Annotated in this window: 15 protein-coding genes; 7 read left to right on the top strand and 8 right to left on the bottom strand. The window is 73.0% G+C overall.

Going from position 1 to position 16641, the window contains the following annotated elements:
- Nucleotides 1-6 precede the first annotated feature (6 nt).
- Genes FH715_RS02180 through FH715_RS02160 form a run of 5 tightly spaced genes read right to left on the bottom strand, consistent with a single transcriptional unit; the run spans nt 7 to nt 5621 of the window.
- The gene (locus tag FH715_RS02180; RefSeq protein ID WP_097233540.1) at nt 7-273 is read right to left on the bottom strand and encodes an MrpF/PhaF family protein; all 267 of its coding nucleotides are present in this window, start codon (nt 271-273) and stop codon (nt 7-9) included.
- Nucleotides 270-839 (bottom strand): Na+/H+ antiporter subunit E, encoded by a 570-nt coding sequence (locus FH715_RS02175; RefSeq protein ID WP_139640252.1) that lies wholly within the window; start codon nt 837-839, stop codon nt 270-272. Before FH715_RS02175 ends, FH715_RS02180 begins: the two co-directional genes overlap by 4 nt.
- Nucleotides 836-2335, bottom strand: a complete 1500-nt coding sequence (locus FH715_RS02170; protein ID WP_139640251.1) for a Na+/H+ antiporter subunit D — start codon at nt 2333-2335, stop codon at nt 836-838. Before FH715_RS02170 ends, FH715_RS02175 begins: the two co-directional genes overlap by 4 nt.
- Nucleotides 2332-2763, bottom strand: a complete 432-nt coding sequence (locus tag FH715_RS02165; protein ID WP_139640250.1) for a Na(+)/H(+) antiporter subunit C — start codon at nt 2761-2763, stop codon at nt 2332-2334. The genes FH715_RS02170 and FH715_RS02165 overlap by 4 nt, the downstream gene beginning before the upstream one ends.
- Nucleotides 2760-5621 carry a Na+/H+ antiporter subunit A gene (locus tag FH715_RS02160; protein WP_170184600.1) on the bottom strand — a complete coding sequence of 954 codons (2862 nt, stop codon included), beginning with the start codon at nt 5619-5621 and terminating at the stop codon, nt 2760-2762. Before FH715_RS02160 ends, FH715_RS02165 begins: the two co-directional genes overlap by 4 nt.
- 494 nt (nt 5622-6115) lie before the next feature.
- On the opposite strand from FH715_RS02160, the gene FH715_RS02155 reads away from it, so the two are divergent.
- The 4 genes from FH715_RS02155 to FH715_RS02140 all read left to right on the top strand — a co-directional run bounded on the left by FH715_RS02155 (nt 6116) and on the right by FH715_RS02140 (nt 8631).
- Nucleotides 6116-6685, top strand: a complete 570-nt coding sequence (locus tag FH715_RS02155) for a hypothetical protein (RefSeq protein WP_139640248.1) — start codon at nt 6116-6118, stop codon at nt 6683-6685.
- 293 nt (nt 6686-6978) lie between these two features.
- The gene (locus FH715_RS02150; protein ID WP_139640247.1) at nt 6979-7341 is read left to right on the top strand and encodes a hypothetical protein; all 363 of its coding nucleotides are present in this window, start codon (nt 6979-6981) and stop codon (nt 7339-7341) included.
- Between the two features lie 25 nt (nt 7342-7366).
- Entirely contained in the window at nt 7367-7891 is a 525-nt protein-coding gene (locus tag FH715_RS02145; protein WP_139640246.1) for a SigE family RNA polymerase sigma factor, read from the top strand.
- Nucleotides 7888-8631 (top strand): hypothetical protein, encoded by a 744-nt coding sequence (locus tag FH715_RS02140; protein ID WP_139640245.1) that lies wholly within the window; start codon nt 7888-7890, stop codon nt 8629-8631. Before FH715_RS02145 ends, FH715_RS02140 begins: the two co-directional genes overlap by 4 nt.
- Before the next feature lie 117 nt (nt 8632-8748).
- Here FH715_RS02140 and FH715_RS02135 read toward each other — a convergent pair whose 3' ends face one another.
- A complete protein-coding gene (locus FH715_RS02135; protein ID WP_139640244.1) occupies nt 8749-9516 on the bottom strand; it encodes an SGNH/GDSL hydrolase family protein in 768 nt (255 codons plus the stop codon).
- A 284-nt stretch (nt 9517-9800) separates the two neighbouring features.
- Here FH715_RS02135 and FH715_RS02130 point away from each other — a divergent pair, with 284 nt between their 5' ends.
- Nucleotides 9801-12068 carry an MMPL family transporter gene (locus tag FH715_RS02130; RefSeq protein WP_139640243.1) on the top strand — a complete coding sequence of 756 codons (2268 nt, stop codon included), beginning with the start codon at nt 9801-9803 and terminating at the stop codon, nt 12066-12068.
- 46 nt (nt 12069-12114) lie between these two features.
- Here FH715_RS02130 and FH715_RS02125 read toward each other — a convergent pair whose 3' ends face one another.
- Nucleotides 12115-13062, bottom strand: a complete 948-nt coding sequence (locus FH715_RS02125; RefSeq protein ID WP_139640242.1) for an SDR family oxidoreductase — start codon at nt 13060-13062, stop codon at nt 12115-12117.
- A gap of 247 nt (nt 13063-13309) precedes the next feature.
- On the opposite strand from FH715_RS02125, the gene FH715_RS02120 reads away from it, so the two are divergent.
- Nucleotides 13310-14170, top strand: coding sequence for a helix-turn-helix transcriptional regulator (locus FH715_RS02120; RefSeq protein WP_139640241.1), 861 nt, complete (start codon nt 13310-13312; stop codon nt 14168-14170).
- Nucleotides 14171-14255: 85 nt separating this feature from the next.
- The gene (locus tag FH715_RS02115; protein WP_139640240.1) at nt 14256-16070 is read left to right on the top strand and encodes an ABC transporter ATP-binding protein; all 1815 of its coding nucleotides are present in this window, start codon (nt 14256-14258) and stop codon (nt 16068-16070) included.
- Here the strand turns inward: FH715_RS02115 and FH715_RS02110 are convergent.
- Nucleotides 16048-16638 (bottom strand): dihydrofolate reductase family protein, encoded by a 591-nt coding sequence (locus FH715_RS02110; protein ID WP_139640239.1) that lies wholly within the window; start codon nt 16636-16638, stop codon nt 16048-16050. The genes FH715_RS02115 and FH715_RS02110 overlap by 23 nt on opposite strands.
- Between the last annotated feature and the right edge of the window lie 3 nt (nt 16639-16641).

Here is a 16641-nt window from a genome sequence, read left to right as displayed (position 1 = left end):
TCCCCCTCACCGCATGTCCTCGCGGCGCTCGATCAGCCGGGCCGAGGCGATCGACCCGACGAAGCCCAGCAGCGACAGGACCACCAGCACATAGCCGGTGGTGGTGTCCGAACGCGCCAGGGTGCCGAGGACCGCGCCCACCACCGTCAGGGTGACCAGCGCGTCCAGCGCCACCACCCGGTCCAGCGCCCCGGGGCCCGCCGCCAGCCGGCCCACCGCCAACAGCCCGGCCAGGCTGACCAGCACCAGCGCGATGTTGGCCACCGTGGTCATGCGCCACCTCCCGTTCCGGCGGATCCGGCCGCCGCGTCGTTCGGCTGCCCGTCGTTCGGCTGCTCCGCGAAGGCCCGCGCCAGCCGTCGTTCCACGGCCGCCACCTCCTGCCGGCGGCGTTCCGCGTCGGCGCGGCCTCGCACCGGCAGCGCGTGGATGTAGAGCAGCCGCCGTTCCCTGTCCATCTCCAGCACCAGCGAGCCGGGCACCATCAGGCTCAGCAGCGCGGTGGAGGCCATCAGCAGCTCGCTGTCGCTGCGCAGCGGCACCTCGACGATGCCGGTCGGCACCTTCGGGCCCTTGCTCACCGCCTCCCACGCCACCAGCACCGACGACGTCACCAGCTCCGTCAGCAGCGTCCCGATCAGCCCCAGCAGCCGCAGCGGCCGGCGCAGCCGGGGCCGGTGGACGGGGGGCAGGCCGAAGAGGGCGACCACGCCGACGGCCACCAGCAGCCCGCCCACCAGCGGCACCGGGCGCACCCCGCCCCACAGCAGCAGCCACAGCACCCACAGCCACAGCACCGTGTTCGCCCGCTGGCGCAGGCGCGCGCGTCGGCCGGTCACCCCGCCTCCTCTCCCAGCACCGCCTCGCGGTAGCCGTCGCGTTCCAGCAGGTCGTGCGCCGCGCGTTCGCTTATCCGGCCCAACTCCCCGGCGCCGACCGCGATCCCGACCCCGGTCAGCACGATGCCGGCGGCGGCGCCGAGGATCAGCGCGTTACCCGGGTAACGGCTCGGCGGCGGGCGTTCCGGGCCGGCGGAGAACACCGCACGCCACAGCCTGGCCATCGCGTAGAGGGTGAGAAGGCTGGTCACCAGCGCCGCCGCGATCAGCGCCGGCACCGCGCCGCCGTGCTCGCCGCCGGCCTGGAGCAGCACGAACTTGGCGACGAACCCCGAGGTCGGCGGGATGCCGGCCAGGCTGAGCGCCGGGATCAGGAAGAGCCCGGCGACCACCGGCGGCGGGGGCGCGGCGCGCGCCAGCCGTTTGAGCGAGGCGGTGCCCGCCAGCCGCACCACGATGCCCGCCACCAGGAACAGCCCGGCCTGCACGGCGATGTGGTGCACGGTGTACAGCACGGTCCCGGTCAGCCCGGGAACGTCGAAGAGCGCGAGGCCGAAGAGCATGAAGCCGATGTGGCTGACCAGCACGAAGGAGAGCAGCCGGTTGATGTCGTCCTGCGCGACCGCGCCCAGGACGCCGAGCAGCAGCGTCAGGATCGCGGCGACCGCCAGCAGCGTCCACGTCTCCTCGCGGGGGAAGAGCAGCGTCTGGGTGCGGACCATCGCGTAGACGCCGACCTTCGTCAGCAGCGCGGCGAAGACCGCGGTGATGGGCGCGGGCGCCGTCGGATAGCTGTCGGGGAGCCAGAAGTGCAGCGGGACGGCCGCCGCCTTGATGCCGAAGACGACCAGCAGCAGCACGCTCAGCGCGGAGACCAGGCCGCCCGGCACGTTCTCCATCTTCTGGCTGAGGTCGGCGAGGTTGACGGTGCCGGTCGCCGCGTAGCACAGGGCGATGGTGGTGAGGAAGAGCAGCGAGGAGGCGAGGCTGGTGATGGTGTACGTCATCCCCGCCCGGATGCGGCCCGAGCCGGCGCCCAGCGTGATCAGCACGTAGGAGGAGGTCAGCATCATCTCGAAGGCGACAAACAGGTTGAACAGGTCGCCCGCGAGATACGCCTGGCAGATGCCGCCGGTCAGCAGCAGATACGCCGGATGGAACGCGAACGGCGAGGAGCGCCCCGAGTCAGCGAAGCCCTGCCCGATGGAGAAGACCAGCACCGCCAGCGCCACCGCCACCGAGACCATCAGCAGCAGCGCGGAGAGCCGGTCCGCCAGCAGCGTGATGCCCAGCGGCGCCGGCCAGCCGCCGAGCGTCGCCGCCGTCGGCCCGTCCCGTTCGGCCATCATCAGCAGCGCCACCGAGTCGGCCAGCACCAGCGTCAACACCACGACACCCAGCAGCTGTTGGGCCGCCCGGCTGCCGGAGAGGGTGAACGAGACGCCCGCGGCGAGCACCGGCAGCAGCATGGGCGCGACCAGAAGCCAGGCGGTCACCGTCCGCTCCCCCCTCCGGGCTCGTGGTCCCGGTCGGTGGGCAGCGGCGGGCCGCTCTCCTCCCGGTCCTCGACGGTGCCGATCCGGCGGTCCTCCACGTCGTCCCGCACCTCGTCGTGCCCGTCCAGCTGCCACGCCCGGTGCACGAGCGCCAGCAGCAGCGTCGTGATGCCGAACGTGATCACGATCGCGGTCAACGCCATGGCCTGCGGCAACGGGTCGGCGTAGCGTTCCGCCTCGTCCCCGTCCGAGACCACGGGCGGCATCCCGGGCGGGCCGCCGGTCAGAAGCAGCAGCAGGTTGGCGGCGTGGCCCAGCACGATCACGCCGAGCAGCACCCGCATCAGCGAACGGTCCAGCAGCAGATAGAAACCGGCGGCGAAGAGACCGCCGACGACCAGCGCCATCACCAGGTCCAGGGTGGTCATCCGCGCACCCCCCGTGGCCGCTCGTGGTAGGGCACCAGGGTGTCGCCGGCGTCCCTGGCCTGCGCGAGGGCGAAGAGCAGCTTCAGACAGACGCCCAGCACCAGCAGGTAGACGCCGAGATCGAAGAAGACGTTGGTCACCACCTTGAGGTCACCGAGCAGCGGGATCGCCAGCTCGAACGAGGCGCTGTACAGGGGCGGTTGGCCGAAGGCCAGCGGAGCGAGCGCGACCAGCGCCGCCAGCGCCAGCCCGCCGCCGGCCACCGCGCGCGGCGTGATCGGCAGCGGGAAAGCGGCCTCCGCGCGGCGGCCCACCAGATACCGCAGCGTGAACGCCTGCCCGGCGACCAGCCCCCCGGCGAAGCCGCCGCCCGGCCGGTAGTGGCCGGCGAAGAGCAGATAGACGGAGAGCACCAGCACGGCGGGGAAGAGCGCCCGCACCACCACCTCAAGCAGCAACGAACGGTCCCGTCTGGGCAGTTCGTCCGACTCCGGCAGCCACGGCTCGCGCGGCACGTCCCAGTGGATGCCGCGGAACGCGCGCGCGGCCCGGCTGCCGTCGCGCCTGCCCGTCGGCCACTGCCGGCGCGAGGAGCGGTAGCCGAGCAGCGAACCCGCGCCGATCGCCGTCACCAGCAGCACGCTGATCTCGCCCAGGGTGTCCAGCGCGCGGAAGTCCACCAGCAGCGCGTTGACCGCGTTGTAGGCGCCGGTCTCCGGTGCCCGTTCGACGATGGTCTCCGACAGCTCCAGGGAGTTCCCCGCCGCCGTCGCCGAGACCGCGAAGTACGCCACGCAGCCGCCCGCGGCCAGCGCCACCCCGGCCCGCAGCAGCCGGCCGCGCGAGGAGGGGCGCTCCGGCGTGAAGTTGGACGGCAGCCGCCGCAGCACCAGCACGAAGACCACCAGGGTCAGCGTCTCCACCAGGAACTGCGTCAGCGCCAGGTCCGGCGCGCCCTGCACCAGGAACAGCCCGGCCACCCCGTAGCCGACCGCGCCGACCAGCAGCACGGCCGTCAGCCGGTGCCGGGCCATCACCAGACCGCCCAGCGCGGTCAACACCACGATGCTGAGGGGGAGTTGGATCGGCGAGTGCCAGCCGACGACCTCGGGCCACTCCGGCGAGTGGGAGAGCAGCGTGCCGCCCGGCACCACGATGACCGTGACCAGCAGCACCGTCAGATAGAACGGGAGCGAACCGACCTGGGTGTGCCGGGTCAGCCAGGTCGCCGCGTGGTCGACGCCGTGCACCGTCAGGTCGTAGCCGCGCTGGCTGTCCGGCAGCCTCGGCATCCGCTGCCTGACCCGCTCCACCGGCAGCCGCGCCTGGTGCAGCACCAGCCCCAGCACGATCATCGTGACGGAGAGCAGCAGCGGTGCGGTGACGCCGTGCCACAGCTTCACCGCGTAGGCGTGGCCCTCGCCGACCAGCAGCCCCGGGGTGTCCGCGTACGGCTCGACCAGCCGCGCGGTGCCCGCGTACCAGACGCCCAGCACCGGCGCGGCGGCGGCCAGCAGGCAGATCGGCCACAGCAGCCCGAACGCGGCCGGCCCCGGCTCCGTCTCGGGGACGCCCGGCTTGCGGGCGAACGCGCCCCACACGAAACGCGCCGAGTACGCCACCGTCAGCAGCGAGCCGAGCGCCATCCCCGCGACCGCCCACGCGCCGCCGGCGAACGGCGCGTGCCACAGCCCGTCGAACGCCGCCTCCTTGCCGAGATAGCCCACCAGCGGCGGCAGCCCCGCCATCGAGGCGGCGGAGACCGAAGCCGCCACCGCCAGCAGCGGCAGCCGCCGCCCCACGCCGGAGAGCCGCGTCAGATCCCGGGTGCCGGTGGTCTTCTCCACCACGCCCACGGTCAGGAACAGCGACGACTTGAACGCGGCGTGCGCCAGCAGCATCTCCTCGCCGGCCAGCGCGGAGGTCCTGGTCCCGGCGCCCAACAGGGCGATCAACATGCCGAGTTCGCTGACCGTTCCGTACGCGATCAGCAGCTTCAGATCGTTTTGCCGCAGCGCGCGCCAGGCCGCGACCACCATCGTCGTCAGCCCGACCGCCAACACCGCGGGCCGCCAGGGCCCGACGCCCTCCAGCGCCGGCGTCAGCCGCGCCACCAGGTAGACGCCGGCCTTCACCATCGCCGCCGCGTGCAGATACGCCGAGACCGGCGTCGGCGCCACCATCGCGGCCGGCAGCCAGGCGGAGAACGGGATCTGCGCCGACTTGGCGAACGCCCCCAGCAGGATCAACGTCGCCGCCAGCCACGTCAGCCCGCCGCTCGGCGGGTCGGCCACCAGCTCGGAGACCCGGTAGGTGCCGGCCTCGGCGCCCAGCAGGATGAAGCCGAAGAGCATCGCCAGACCGCCGGCCGCCGTGGTCAGCAGCGCCTGCTCGGCCGCCCTGCGGTGGTCGGAACCCTCGCTCCGGCCGGAGATCAGCAGGAAGGAGATGACACTGGTCAACTCCCAGAAGACATAGAGGGCGATCAACTGGTCGGCCGTGACCAGCCCGAACATCACGCCGGCGAAGAGCAGCAGCAGCGCCGCCTCCCGGCCGGCCCCCGGCAGATAGCGCGCGCAGTACAGCAGCACCAGGGCGCCGACGCCGCTGACCACATAGACCATCAGCAGCGAGAGCGGGTCGAGCCGCAGCTCGATCGTGAGGTTGAGCGCCGGCGCCCAGGACAGCGTCTCGTTCAGCGTCCGCCCGTCCAGCACCGCCGAGGTGTGCCACCCGGCCCACCCGACGGCGGCCAGCGGCGGCAGCGCCGCGACATACCAGGCGGCGCGGGGCGCGCGGGCGGCGAGCCAGGGGAGGAACGCGGCGACCACCGCGTGCAGGGCGAAGAGTGCGAGCACCTTCCGCCCTCCTTCGTTATGGTTTCGCGACTTCCCGGCGCGTGCCCGAGGCGTCCTCGGTGAAACCGCCACGCCACCGATCCGGGGGCTTCCTGACGGAATGGCACGGTTTCGATCATCCCGGGCCGAGCCCGCGCAACCGCGCACAGCGTGCTCCGGTCGCGTGTCGCGTGTCGCCGGCCGGAGGGTCGCGCCGTTTGGGGGCGAACGGCGGCGGGTACCCGGCACGCTCCCCTGTCGCCGAGGTCGAGGGAGGGCACACGATGAGCACCCCGAGGCCGGGGCCCGAGCCGGACCCCGTTCCCCCGAAGCCCGCACCCCCGCCCGACCCCGTCCCGCCGCCCCCGCCCGGCCCCGACCGCCCCAGGCCCCGCCCGCCGGCGTAGCGGCACGCGCCCCGGCGGAAAAACTCCCGCGGACGAGGGGATAGGTTCGGGCCCGAGGTCACGTCTGAGGTACGACAGACCAAACGACGGGACCCTTTGGAGGGCCTCATGATTGCCAGGACCACGCTGAAGCGCACCGTGATCGCGAGCGCTGTCGCCGTTGCCGGGGCCGGTTTCCTCTTCTCCCAGACCGCGAACGCGGACGAGGCGGAGACGCTCGGTGGAATGGACGTGGTGAAGGTCGCGCCCTACGAGGCGGTGGAGATCAACGATGACTGGTCGATCGGTCTGCTGCCCGAGGGCGAGCAGAACTACGTCGTCTCCGACCCGGCGGGGTTCGCCGAGGCCGTGGAGGAGGCCAAGGGCCTGGAGGGCGACGACATCGACCCCGAGAGCATCAGCCTCTCCACGTTCCTCAACACCGAGGACGACAGCGAGCTGTTCGCCGGCGCCTGGCGCAGCGACCAGGGTGTGCCGCACATCACCGTCACCCCTGACGGCCAGGACTTCGGCTACGGCGCGCAGCCGCTGGCGCTTGAGGGCGAGGACGGCTGGGGCGCCTACTACTTCGACCCGGCCGCCGCGGGCGTCGAGGCCGACGGCTACACCGTCACCGCCACCGACGACGAGGGCAACGTGATCGACGAGGTCCACGTCGGCGCCGAAGAGGAGAAGTGAGCCGGACTCCCGGTGACTTCCTTTCTCTGACCTTTCTCGGCGGCGCACGTGCCAGGAGTACGCGCCCCCGCTGTCTGCGGAGGCGCGACGGGTGACGGAACGTGCCCGGCACGTGGATCGAGAACGCTCTGCTTCGGACACTCCCGCGCCCCATGGCGCGGGGGTGTCCGTCGTCGGGCTCGCGTCGGCTCCGGTGGGGCGGAGAAAATATCTTCGGACGAGCGGATAGTTGAGGGGGTCGGTCGGCGTCTGAAGGGGGACGGATCGAACGACGGGACCCTTCGGAGGGCCTCATGATTGCCAGGACCACCCTGCGGCGCACCGTGATCGCGAGCGCTGTCGCGGTCGCCGGGGCCGGTTTCCTCTTCTCGCAGACCGCCACCGCGGACGACGCGGAGGAGCGCGGGGCGCTCGAACCGATCGAGGCCGCGGCCTACGAGGCCGTGGAGGCCGAGGCGTTCACCGCCACCGACGCCGACGGCAACGTGCTCGACGAGATCGAGGTCGACAACGACGTCGAGGAAGCGACCGAGGAGAACGAGGCGATGGGGGCCCACATGGAGGAGCTGGTCGAGGAGAGCCAGGACGGGGAGCCGATCGACCCCGAGTCGCTGTTCCAGGACGGCGACGAGAACGAGGACGAAGCGCTCAACTGACGCAGAGAATCGGTAATTCCCCCACATGACTCGAACATCCGAAGCCGACGAGGCCGAGTTCAGGAGTTTCGCGGTCGACCGGTGGCCCCGGTTGCTGCGCACCGCCTTCCTGCTGACCGGCAACCACCACGACGCGGAAGACCTGGTGCAGACCGTGTTGGCGAAGTCATACGTCCAGTGGCGCCGGGTCGCGCAGGCCAGTGACCGCGATGCCTATGTGTGGCGAGTCATGATCAACGCGCATCGTGACCGGGTACGTGGGCTTCGGGTCTTCGAGTGGTTGACGACCCGGTTCCCCGAGCGCGCCGACCGGGATCGGACAGAGGACATTCTGGCCCGGGACGTGCTGGCGGGGGCGTTGCAGCGGTTGCCGGTCAAGCAACGCGCGGCGGTGGTGTTGCGTTATGTGGAGGACCGTACGGAGACCGAGGTCGCGGCGTTGCTGGGGATTCGGCTCGGCACCGTGCGGAGCCGGTCGGCGCGCGGCCTGGAGAAGCTGCGCGCCGACCCGGCTGTTGGCGCGTTGCGCCATGCAGGGAGTAGGAGGTGACGAACGTGCCGAACGAGTGGAGCGAGGATGACTCGCTCCTGGTGGAGTTGCGTCATGCGGCGCAGGAGGTCGAGGCGGGTCCCGTCCCGGTGGATCGGATCGTGCGTCGGGGGCGGCATCTCAGGGCGCGTCGGCGGGCGCTTGCCGTGGGGAGCGCGGGGGCCGCGGGAGTGTTGGGCGTGGTGCTCGCGTCGGCTCCGTCGTGGTGGGGTGGCGAGGACGGCGCCCGGGGGGAGGCCGCGCCGCCCGTCGTCGGCGCGCCGGGAGAGGTGCTGGAGGTCGGTCCGGCGGAGCCGGTCGCGATCAACGATGCCCTGGTAGTGGGGCTGCTGGCGGAAGGGCGGCAGAACTACGTGCTCTCCTCGCCGGACTCCTTCGACGAGGCCGTCGAGGAAGCGCGGGGCGTCTCAGGCGACAACCTCGGCGTCGACAGCATCAGCCTGCACCTGGAGATGGATGAGGGAGAGCCTTCCCTGATCGGCGGCACGTGGCGTTCCGACGACGGACCGCCGTCGCGGATCGAGGTGCTGCCGCACGGGGAGTCGACCACGGTCGAGGCCACGGTGGTCGCCCTGGAGGGGGAGGACTGGGGCGTCTACTTTCTCGACCCGCTGCACAGCTCCGAGATCGACACCGGCTTCGAGGTCGTGGCCTACGACGAGGAGGGCGCGCCGTTCGACTTCGCGAACTGTTGCGTCCCCGCGAACGACAACGAGGACCTGGGATACGAGGTTCCGTAGGGTCCCCTGCCTCCCCGCCACGGCGCGTGCCCGGCGTGCGCGCACTGCCGCGTGCCTCCGAGGGCCGGTGAGGCGCCGCCTCACCGGCCCTCGGACCGACCGTGTGTGAAGTCGCGGTCAGGCGACGGCGGCGAGGCCGTCCAGCACGCCGGTCAGCGCCGGGTACCAGGTGTCGGCCATCTTGCGGATGCCGGCGTCGTTGGGGTGGACGCCGTCCGCCGTGTCGGTCGCGGTGTCGAAGCCGGTCCACAGGTCGACCACGGTCAGCGGGGAGTCGGCCGTGGACAGCGCGGCGGCCCAGCCGGGGATCGCCGCGTTGAGTTCGACCACTCTGCTTCCGCAGTCGGCGCAGCCGTTGGGGTTCATCGGCAGGATCTGGGCGACCAGCACCCGCACGTCCGGGTTGTGGGCGCGCATCTGGCCGACCATCGTCGTGTAGGCCTCCAGCACGTTCTCCGTCGGCAGTCCGCTCCACACGTCGTTGGTGCCCAGCGTCATCATCACCACGTCCGGGTCGGCGCCGGCCATCCAGCCGGGCAGCAGGTTGTCGCGGACGATGCCGGTGGCCAGGATGCCGCCGTGGCCCTCGTGTTCGCCGTCGAAGTCGAAGCCGCAGCCGTCGGGGGCGCGAGAGCCGACGAAGTCCACGCCGTCGGTGTAGCCGGCGTCCCGCAGGTCCTGCCAGAGCAGGGCGCGCCAACAGCCGGGGGAGCCGGTGATCGAGTCCCCGAGCGCCATGATCCGCGTCGGTTCGGCGGCCGGGGCCGACGACGACTCGGCGGCCCGCGCGGGGGAGGCCAGCAGGGTCAGCAACAGGGCGCCGACCAGGGTGAGCAGTGCGGAGGCGGCCACGGCCGCCCTGGGGTTTCGGACACGGGTGTGCATGGGGGCTGCTCCAGGGTAGGGCTGGGAAACCGCCGGCGCGCGACCCGTCCCGTGACGCCGCGCTCAGCCCCATCCGGTGGCCGCCTCCCATCCTCCCGCCGCCCCGGGCTCCGCTCAACGGGGCGAAACGGTCACCTCGTCGCCGTTCGTTGACGCGGCGCCGCGGCGGGGAGGCACGTGATCCGGGTCTCATTCGCCGCCCCGGGGGCGTCCGGTGTCACAGCCGCTCCGGTCGGATCTGTCGTACGGGAAAGCGAAACGAACACCTGCGAAGCGGAGCTGGCATGTTGGGACGACTGGGCGCTGTGCTGCTGCGGCGGCGCCGCGCCGTACTGCTGGTTGCTGTGGTGCTGGCACTGGCCGGCGCCGGCACGGGAGGGGTGCTCTTCGACCGGCTGAAGGGCGGCGGCTTCAACGACCCCGCGGCCGAGTCCAGCCGGGCCGCCGACGCCCTCGCGGAGCGCTTCGGCCGCGAGGAGCTGAACCTGGTGCTGCTGGTCCGCGCCGAGGACGGCGTCGACGACCCGGGCGTGGCCGCGACCGGCGCCGACCTCGCGGGGCGGCTGGCGGCCGAGGACGGGGTGGCGCAGGTCGTCTCCTACTGGGACGAGGCGCCCTCGCCCGGGCTGCGCGCCGAGGACGGCGACGCGGCGCTGGTGCTCGCCGCGGTCGAGGGCGACGAGACCGAGGCGGGAAAGCGGCTCGCCGACCTGGAGCCCGCGTACGAGGGCGAGGTGGCGGAGGGCGTCGAGGTCACCTTCGGCGGACCGGCCGTCATCAACCAGGAGTTGAGCGAACTGAGCGAACGTGACGCGATCCGCGGCGAACTGCTCGCCTTCCCGCTGCTGCTGGTCGTGCTGATCGCCGTCTTCGGCAGCCTGCTGGCCGCCGCGCTGCCGCTGGCCGTGGGGGTCGTCACGATCCTGTGGACGCTGGGGCTGCTGTGGATGCTGGCGGGCGTGACGGACCTGTCGGTCTTCGCGGTGAACGTGGTCACCGTGCTCGGTCTCGGACTGGCCGTGGACTACAGCCTGTTGATGGTCAACCGCTACCGGGAGGAGCTGGCGGCCGGCCGGGAACAGGCCGAGGCGATCCGGCTGATGATGCTCTCCGCCGGCCGCACCGTGATCTTCTCCGCGGTCACCGTCGCCGTCACCCTGGCCAGCCTCGCCTGGTTCCCGGCGCTGGCGCTGCGTTCCATGGCGTACGCGGGCATCGCGGTCTCGCTGCTGACGGCCCTGGTCACGTTGACGGTGCTGCCGGTGCTGCTGGCCGTGCTCGGGCCGCGTGCCAACGCCGGCCGGATGCTGCGGCGGCGCGGCGGCTCCCCGGCGGGCGACCCGGTGGAGAACGGGTTCTGGCACCGGCTGGCCTCGGTGGTGATGCGCAGGGCGGTGCCGGTGGCCACGCTGGGCACGTTGCTTCTGCTGGTCCTCGGGGCTCCGTTCCTGGACATCAAGCTGGGCAGCGCCGACGAGCGCGGGCTTCCGGAGTCCTCGGCGGGACGGCAGGTCGCCGAGGAGCTGCGGGCCGACTTCGACGCCGGCGAGTCCGAGGCGCTCTCCGTCGTGCTGCCCTCGCTGCCGCCGGAGGAGAACACCGACCGACTCGGCGCCTACGCGGTGCGGCTGTCCCAACTGGACGACGTCGCCCGGGTGGACGCCCCGACCGGCTCCTACGCGGACGGCGTGCCGGTCGCCGCGCCAGGGCCCGCGCACGCGGGAACGGTCTCGGCCGACGGCGGGGCGACCGCGTTGCGGGTGGTGCCCGACGCGGTCGGCAACAGCGCCCTTGAGGAGCTGGTGCGGGCCGTCCGCGCGGTGGAGGCGCCCGGCGAGGCCGAGGTGGGCGGCCGGGTCGCGGTGGCCATGGACAGCACGGACAGCATCCTGGACCGGCTGCCCGTCGCCGGTCTGACGCTGCTGGCCGCGATGGTGGTGCTGCTCTTCCTGCTGACCGGCAGCGTGCTGCTGCCGTTCGTCGCGATGCTGCTGAGCGCGCTCGGGCTGACGGCCGCGTTCGGCGTGCTGGTCTGGGGCTTCCAGGACGGCCACCTCTCCGGGCTGCTGGGCTTCACCGTCACCGGCGAGGTGGTCTCCACGGTCCCGGTGCTCCTCTTCGCCTGCGCCTTCGGGCTCGGCATGGACTACCAGGTCTTCCTGCTCTCCCGCATCCGCGAGGAGTACGAGGGCGGCGCCGACCCCACCGCGGCGGTCGCGGTCGGACTGGAACGCGTGGGCCGGATCGTGACGGCGGCGGCGGTCGCGCTCTCGGTGGTCTTCCTCGCGTTCCTGATCTCCGAGATCTCCTTCATGCAGGCGCTGGGCGTCGGCCTGCCGCTCGCCGTGCTGATGGACGCGACGCTGATCAGGGGCGCGCTGCTGCCGGCCGCGATGAGGCTGGGCGGCGAGGCGATGTGGTGGGCGCCGCCCGCGCTGCGCCGCGTGCACGACCGCTTCGGCCTGCACGAGGCGCCGTCCGCCGGGGCGCCGCCGGCAGCCGCGCCGGACGACGCCCCGGCGCCGCTGTCGTCGGCGGCCCGTTCCGACTGAACCGCCGCGCAAGCCCCGCGCCGACCCGCGCCGCGAAAGGCGCGGGTCAGCGGGCGGCGCGCGGCGCGCCGTCGACCAGCTCCTCGGAGAACCGCCAGACCCGTTCCCCCTCCGCCTCGTCGCGCAGCCGGCGGTACATCCGCTGCTCGGCGGGCGGCCCGCCGAGATGCCCGGGACCGCTGGGGCCGTAGAGCCGCCCGCCCAGCGCGTCGGGCGAGGTGGCGGCGTACAGCGCGGGCAGCGCCGCGCTGTCGACCGTGCCGACGAGAAGCCCCCGCGCGGAGAGCGCCCGGATCAGCCGCACGTCGCGGCCGTCCCGCTCGCGGCCCGTCTCGGGGCGCGCGGCGAGCAGGCTGGTCGGGGCGACGCCCGGATGGGCGAGGTTGCTGGTGACGCCCCATCCCTCGGCCCGGCTGCGCCGGTCGAGCGCGAGGCCGAAGAGCCCGAGCGCGATCTTGGACTGGCTGTAGGCGGGGAAGGCCCGGTACGAGCGCTCCCACTGCGGGTCCGACCAGTGGAGGGAGTTCCGGTTGGCCGCGACGCTGATCTGCGAGGTCACCCGCGCCCGGCCCTCCTTCAGCAGCGGCAGCAGCCCGGTGACCAGCGCGAAGTGCCCGAGGTGGTTGGTGCCGAGCTGTAGCTCGAACCCGTCGACGGTGGTCCGCCGCGCGGGCGGGGTCATCACGCCCGCGTTGTTGATCAGCAGCTGGATCGGGCGCCCCTCGTCCCGCAGCGTCCCGGCCAGCTCCGCCACAGAGGCGAGCGAGGCGAGGTCCAGCCGGCGGAGGGAGACCTCGGCGTCCGGGACGCTCTCCCGGATCGAGGCGAGCGCCGCCTCGCCCTTCCCGGGGTCGCGCACCGGCAGCACGACCTCGGCCCCGGCGGCGGCGAGCCGCCGCGCGATGCCGAGCCCGATGCCGTCGCTTCCCCCGGTGACGACGGCGCGCCTGCCGGAGAGGTCGGGAACGGTGAACGAGGGCGTGGTGCGGGCCATTGCGGCTCCTCCTGGCGGTCTCGCGGTGCGGACGGTGTCGTCCCCGATCCACCGTCGGCGAGTCCGCCGGCGACATCCAGGACTTCCCGGTCCACTGATCCGCCGGCCCCCGGCGCCCCCGGTCCACCGGCGGGTGGACCGGCAAGGGGGGATCGGCGGGCCGTGGCTGCCGCACCGTTCCGGCGGTACAAAGGCGGTAGCCGGCGACGCGCGTCGCCGGCACGACACGGGAGCGGGGAGAACGCGCGTGATCGACAGGACCGGGCTCGCGGCGTTCCTGCGGCGGCGGCGCGAGTCGCTCCAACCGGAGGACGTCGGGCTGCCGCGCGGTCGGCGGCGCAGGACCGACGGGCTGCGCCGCGAGGAGGTGGCCTTCCTCTGCCACATGTCGACCGACTACTACGCCCGGCTGGAACGGGAGAGGGGCCCCCAGCCCTCGCCCGACATGATCGCTTCCATCGCCCAGGGGCTGCACCTCTCCGTCGTCGAGCGCGACCACCTGTTCCGGCTGGCCGGCCACAACCCGCCGCCGAGGGGCCCGGCCAGCGACCATGTCAGCCCCGGGATGCTGCGCATCCTCGACCGGCTGGACGACACCCCCGCCGAGATCGTCACGGAACTGGGGGAGACGCTGCGCCAGACCCCGCTGGCCGTCGCCCTGACCGGCGACACCACCCGGTTCACCGGGCCCGAACGCAGCATCGGCTACCGCTGGTTCACCGACCCGGACTCCCGGCGGCTCTACGCCCCGGAGGACCATCCGGCGCTCTCCCGGCTCTTCGGCTGCGGCCTGCGTGAGATCGCCGGGCTGCGCGGCCCCGACTCCAGGGCCGCGCGTCTGGCGGAGCTGCTCTACCCGAGGAGTGAGGAGTTCCGCGCGCTGTGGGACGAACACCGGGTGGGGGTGCGACCGGACGCGGTCAAGCGCTTCGTCCACCCCGAGGTCGGGCGGCTGGAGCTGAGCTGCCAGTCGCTGCTCGACCTCGACCAGTCCCACCGGCTCCTCGTCTACACGGCCGAGCCGGGCACCGAGAGCTACGAACGGCTCCAGCTCCTGTCCGTGGTCGGCTCGCGGGCGTGGGAGGGGCGCGGGGAACCGCGCGAGTGAACGTCCCGGGGCGAGGCAACCTTCGCGCCGCCTCGTGCGTTCTGTCTCCCGGAGGGGAATGACCATCCCCGGGGGGAGCGGAACGATGTCGGAGCCGGCCACGGCCACGGAGACCCGCGCCGACGAGGGCCCGGCATGGCGGGTGCTGCTGGGGTATGTCCGCCCGCACCGTTGGGCGTTGCTGCTCGGCGCCACGCTGTCGCTGGTCACCGGCGCCACCGGCCTCGCGCTGCCGCTGGTGGCCCGTTCGCTGATCGAGAGCCTGGACGACGACGGCGGCATCGCCGGCGAGCTGTTCCTGCTCACCGGCCTCGTCGTGACCAACGCGGCGCTCGGCGCGCTCGGCTACTACGTGCTGTCCCGCACCGCCGAGTCCGTGGTGCTGACCGCGCGCCGCTCGTTGACCTCCTATCTGCTGCGGCTGCGCGTCTCCGCGGTCGACGGCAGCGAGCCGGGCGACCTGCTCTCCCGCGCCACCTCCGACACCACGCTGCTGCGCGCGATGACCACCCAGTCGCTGATCGGCCTCGGCACGGGCGGGCTCACGCTGGTGGCGACGCTGGTGATGATGGCCCTGGTCGACCCGGTGCTGCTGGCGGTGACGCTCGGAGTGATAGCCGTGGCCGGTGTGGTCATCGGGTTCATCGCCCCGTTGATCAACCGGGCGAGCAAGCGCGCACAGCAGTCCGTCGGGGACATGGGCGCCAGCCTGGAGCGGGTGCTGGGCGCACTGCGCACGGTGAAGGCCGCCGGGGCCGAGGCGCGGGAGGAGCGCACCGTCCACGAGGCGGCGGAACGCTCCTGGCGGGCCAGCGTCACCTCCGCCAAGTGGGGCGCGATCGCGGGGAACACGATGGGCCTGGCGGTGCAGGGCGCGTTTCTCACCGTGCTGGCGGTCGGCGGCGCGCGGGTCGCGACGGGGACGATCGATATCGGCACCCTGGTGGCGTTCCTGCTCTACGTGTTCTATCTGATCTCCCCGCTTCAGGACGTGGTCACCGCCGTCACCCAGTACCAGGTCGGTTCGGCGGCGATCAGCCGCATCCGCGAGGTGTGGGCGATGCCGGCGGAGCCGGTCTCCGAGGGCGCGCCGCGCCCGCCGGGCGGGGAGCCGGCGGCGGTCACGTTCGAGGGGGTGCGTTTCCGCTACGCGCCCGATCTGCCGGCGGTGCACCACGGGGTGGACTTCCATGTGCCGGCGCGCGGGATGACGGCGTTCGTCGGCCCCTCGGGGGCAGGCAAGACCACGGTCTTCTCCCTGATCGAGCGGTTCTACGACGCCACCGGGGGCCGGGTGCTGCTCGACGGCCGCGACGTGCGCGAGTGGGAGCTGGCCGAGCTGCGCGCGGCGATCGGCTATGTCGAGCAGGACGCGCCGGTGCTCTCCGGGACCCTCCGCGACAACCTGCTCTTCGGCGCGCCGGAGACCTCGGAGGCGGCGCTGGAGGAGACGCTGCGCACCGCGCGGCTGACCGCGTTGGTCGAGCGGCTGCCCGAGGGGCTGGAGACGGTGGTGGGCCACCGCGGCACCAAGCTCTCCGGCGGTGAACGCCAACGGGTCGCCATCGCGCGGGCGTTGCTGCGTCAGCCCAGGCTGCTGCTGTTGGACGAGGCGACCTCGCAGCTGGACGCGGTCAACGAGGCGGCGCTGCGCGACACCGTGGCGGATGTCGCCCTCCGCACCACGGTGCTGGTGGTCGCGCACCGGCTCTCGACGGTGACCTCGGCCGACCGGATCGTGGTCCTGGAGGCCGGCCGGGTCAGGGCGGTCGGGACCCACGCGGAGCTGGTCGCGGCCAGCGGGCTGTACGCCGAGCTGGCCGCCACGCAGTTCCTCGCCGAGCGGGGGGAGGCGGCGGGAGCCCCCGCCGTCGACGTCACCGCCGGTCCAGCCAGCTGACGACCACCCCGCCGTCGAACGTGCGCCGGTCGGTGACAGTGAAGACCGTCGGGTCGAACTCCCCGTCCACGAGGGGGACTCCGGCGCCGGCGAGCACCGGGTAGCTCTTGATCACCAGCTCGTCGATCTCGGACATCAGCACCCCGGCGAGCTTGCCGCCGCCGCAGAGCCAGATGTCCCTGTCGGACTCCTCCCGTTTCAGCTCCCGCACCAGGCCCACCGGGTCCTCGCGGACCAGCGTGATCCCGGCCTCCGGATTCTTTGGGAGCGTGCGGGAGACGACGTACTGCCGCAGATGGGCGTAGGGGCTGACCACCCCCTGGCTGAGGGCCGGTTCGTAGGAACCGCGCCCCATCAACACGGTGTCGAAGCGCCGTGGCTCGGCGTCGGTGACGCCCACCTGCTCGCGGAAGGCGGTCGGCACCGTCTCCGGGTACCGCTCGGTCATCCAGGCCGAGTAGGCGGCGGCCTGCCGCTCGTCGCCCGAGTAGTAGAAGTCGAACTGCCCGTCGGGGCCGGCGATCCGTCCGTCGAGGGAGGTCGCGACGTAGTAGACAAGCTTGCGCATGGG

The organism is Streptomyces sedi, from assembly GCF_006335015.1.
In the GTDB taxonomy this organism is placed as follows: Bacteria; Actinomycetota; Actinomycetes; order Streptomycetales; family Streptomycetaceae; genus Streptomyces; species Streptomyces sedi.
The sequence above is the reverse complement of the archived record's forward strand: the minus strand, read 5'-3'. Positions and strand labels throughout refer to the sequence as shown.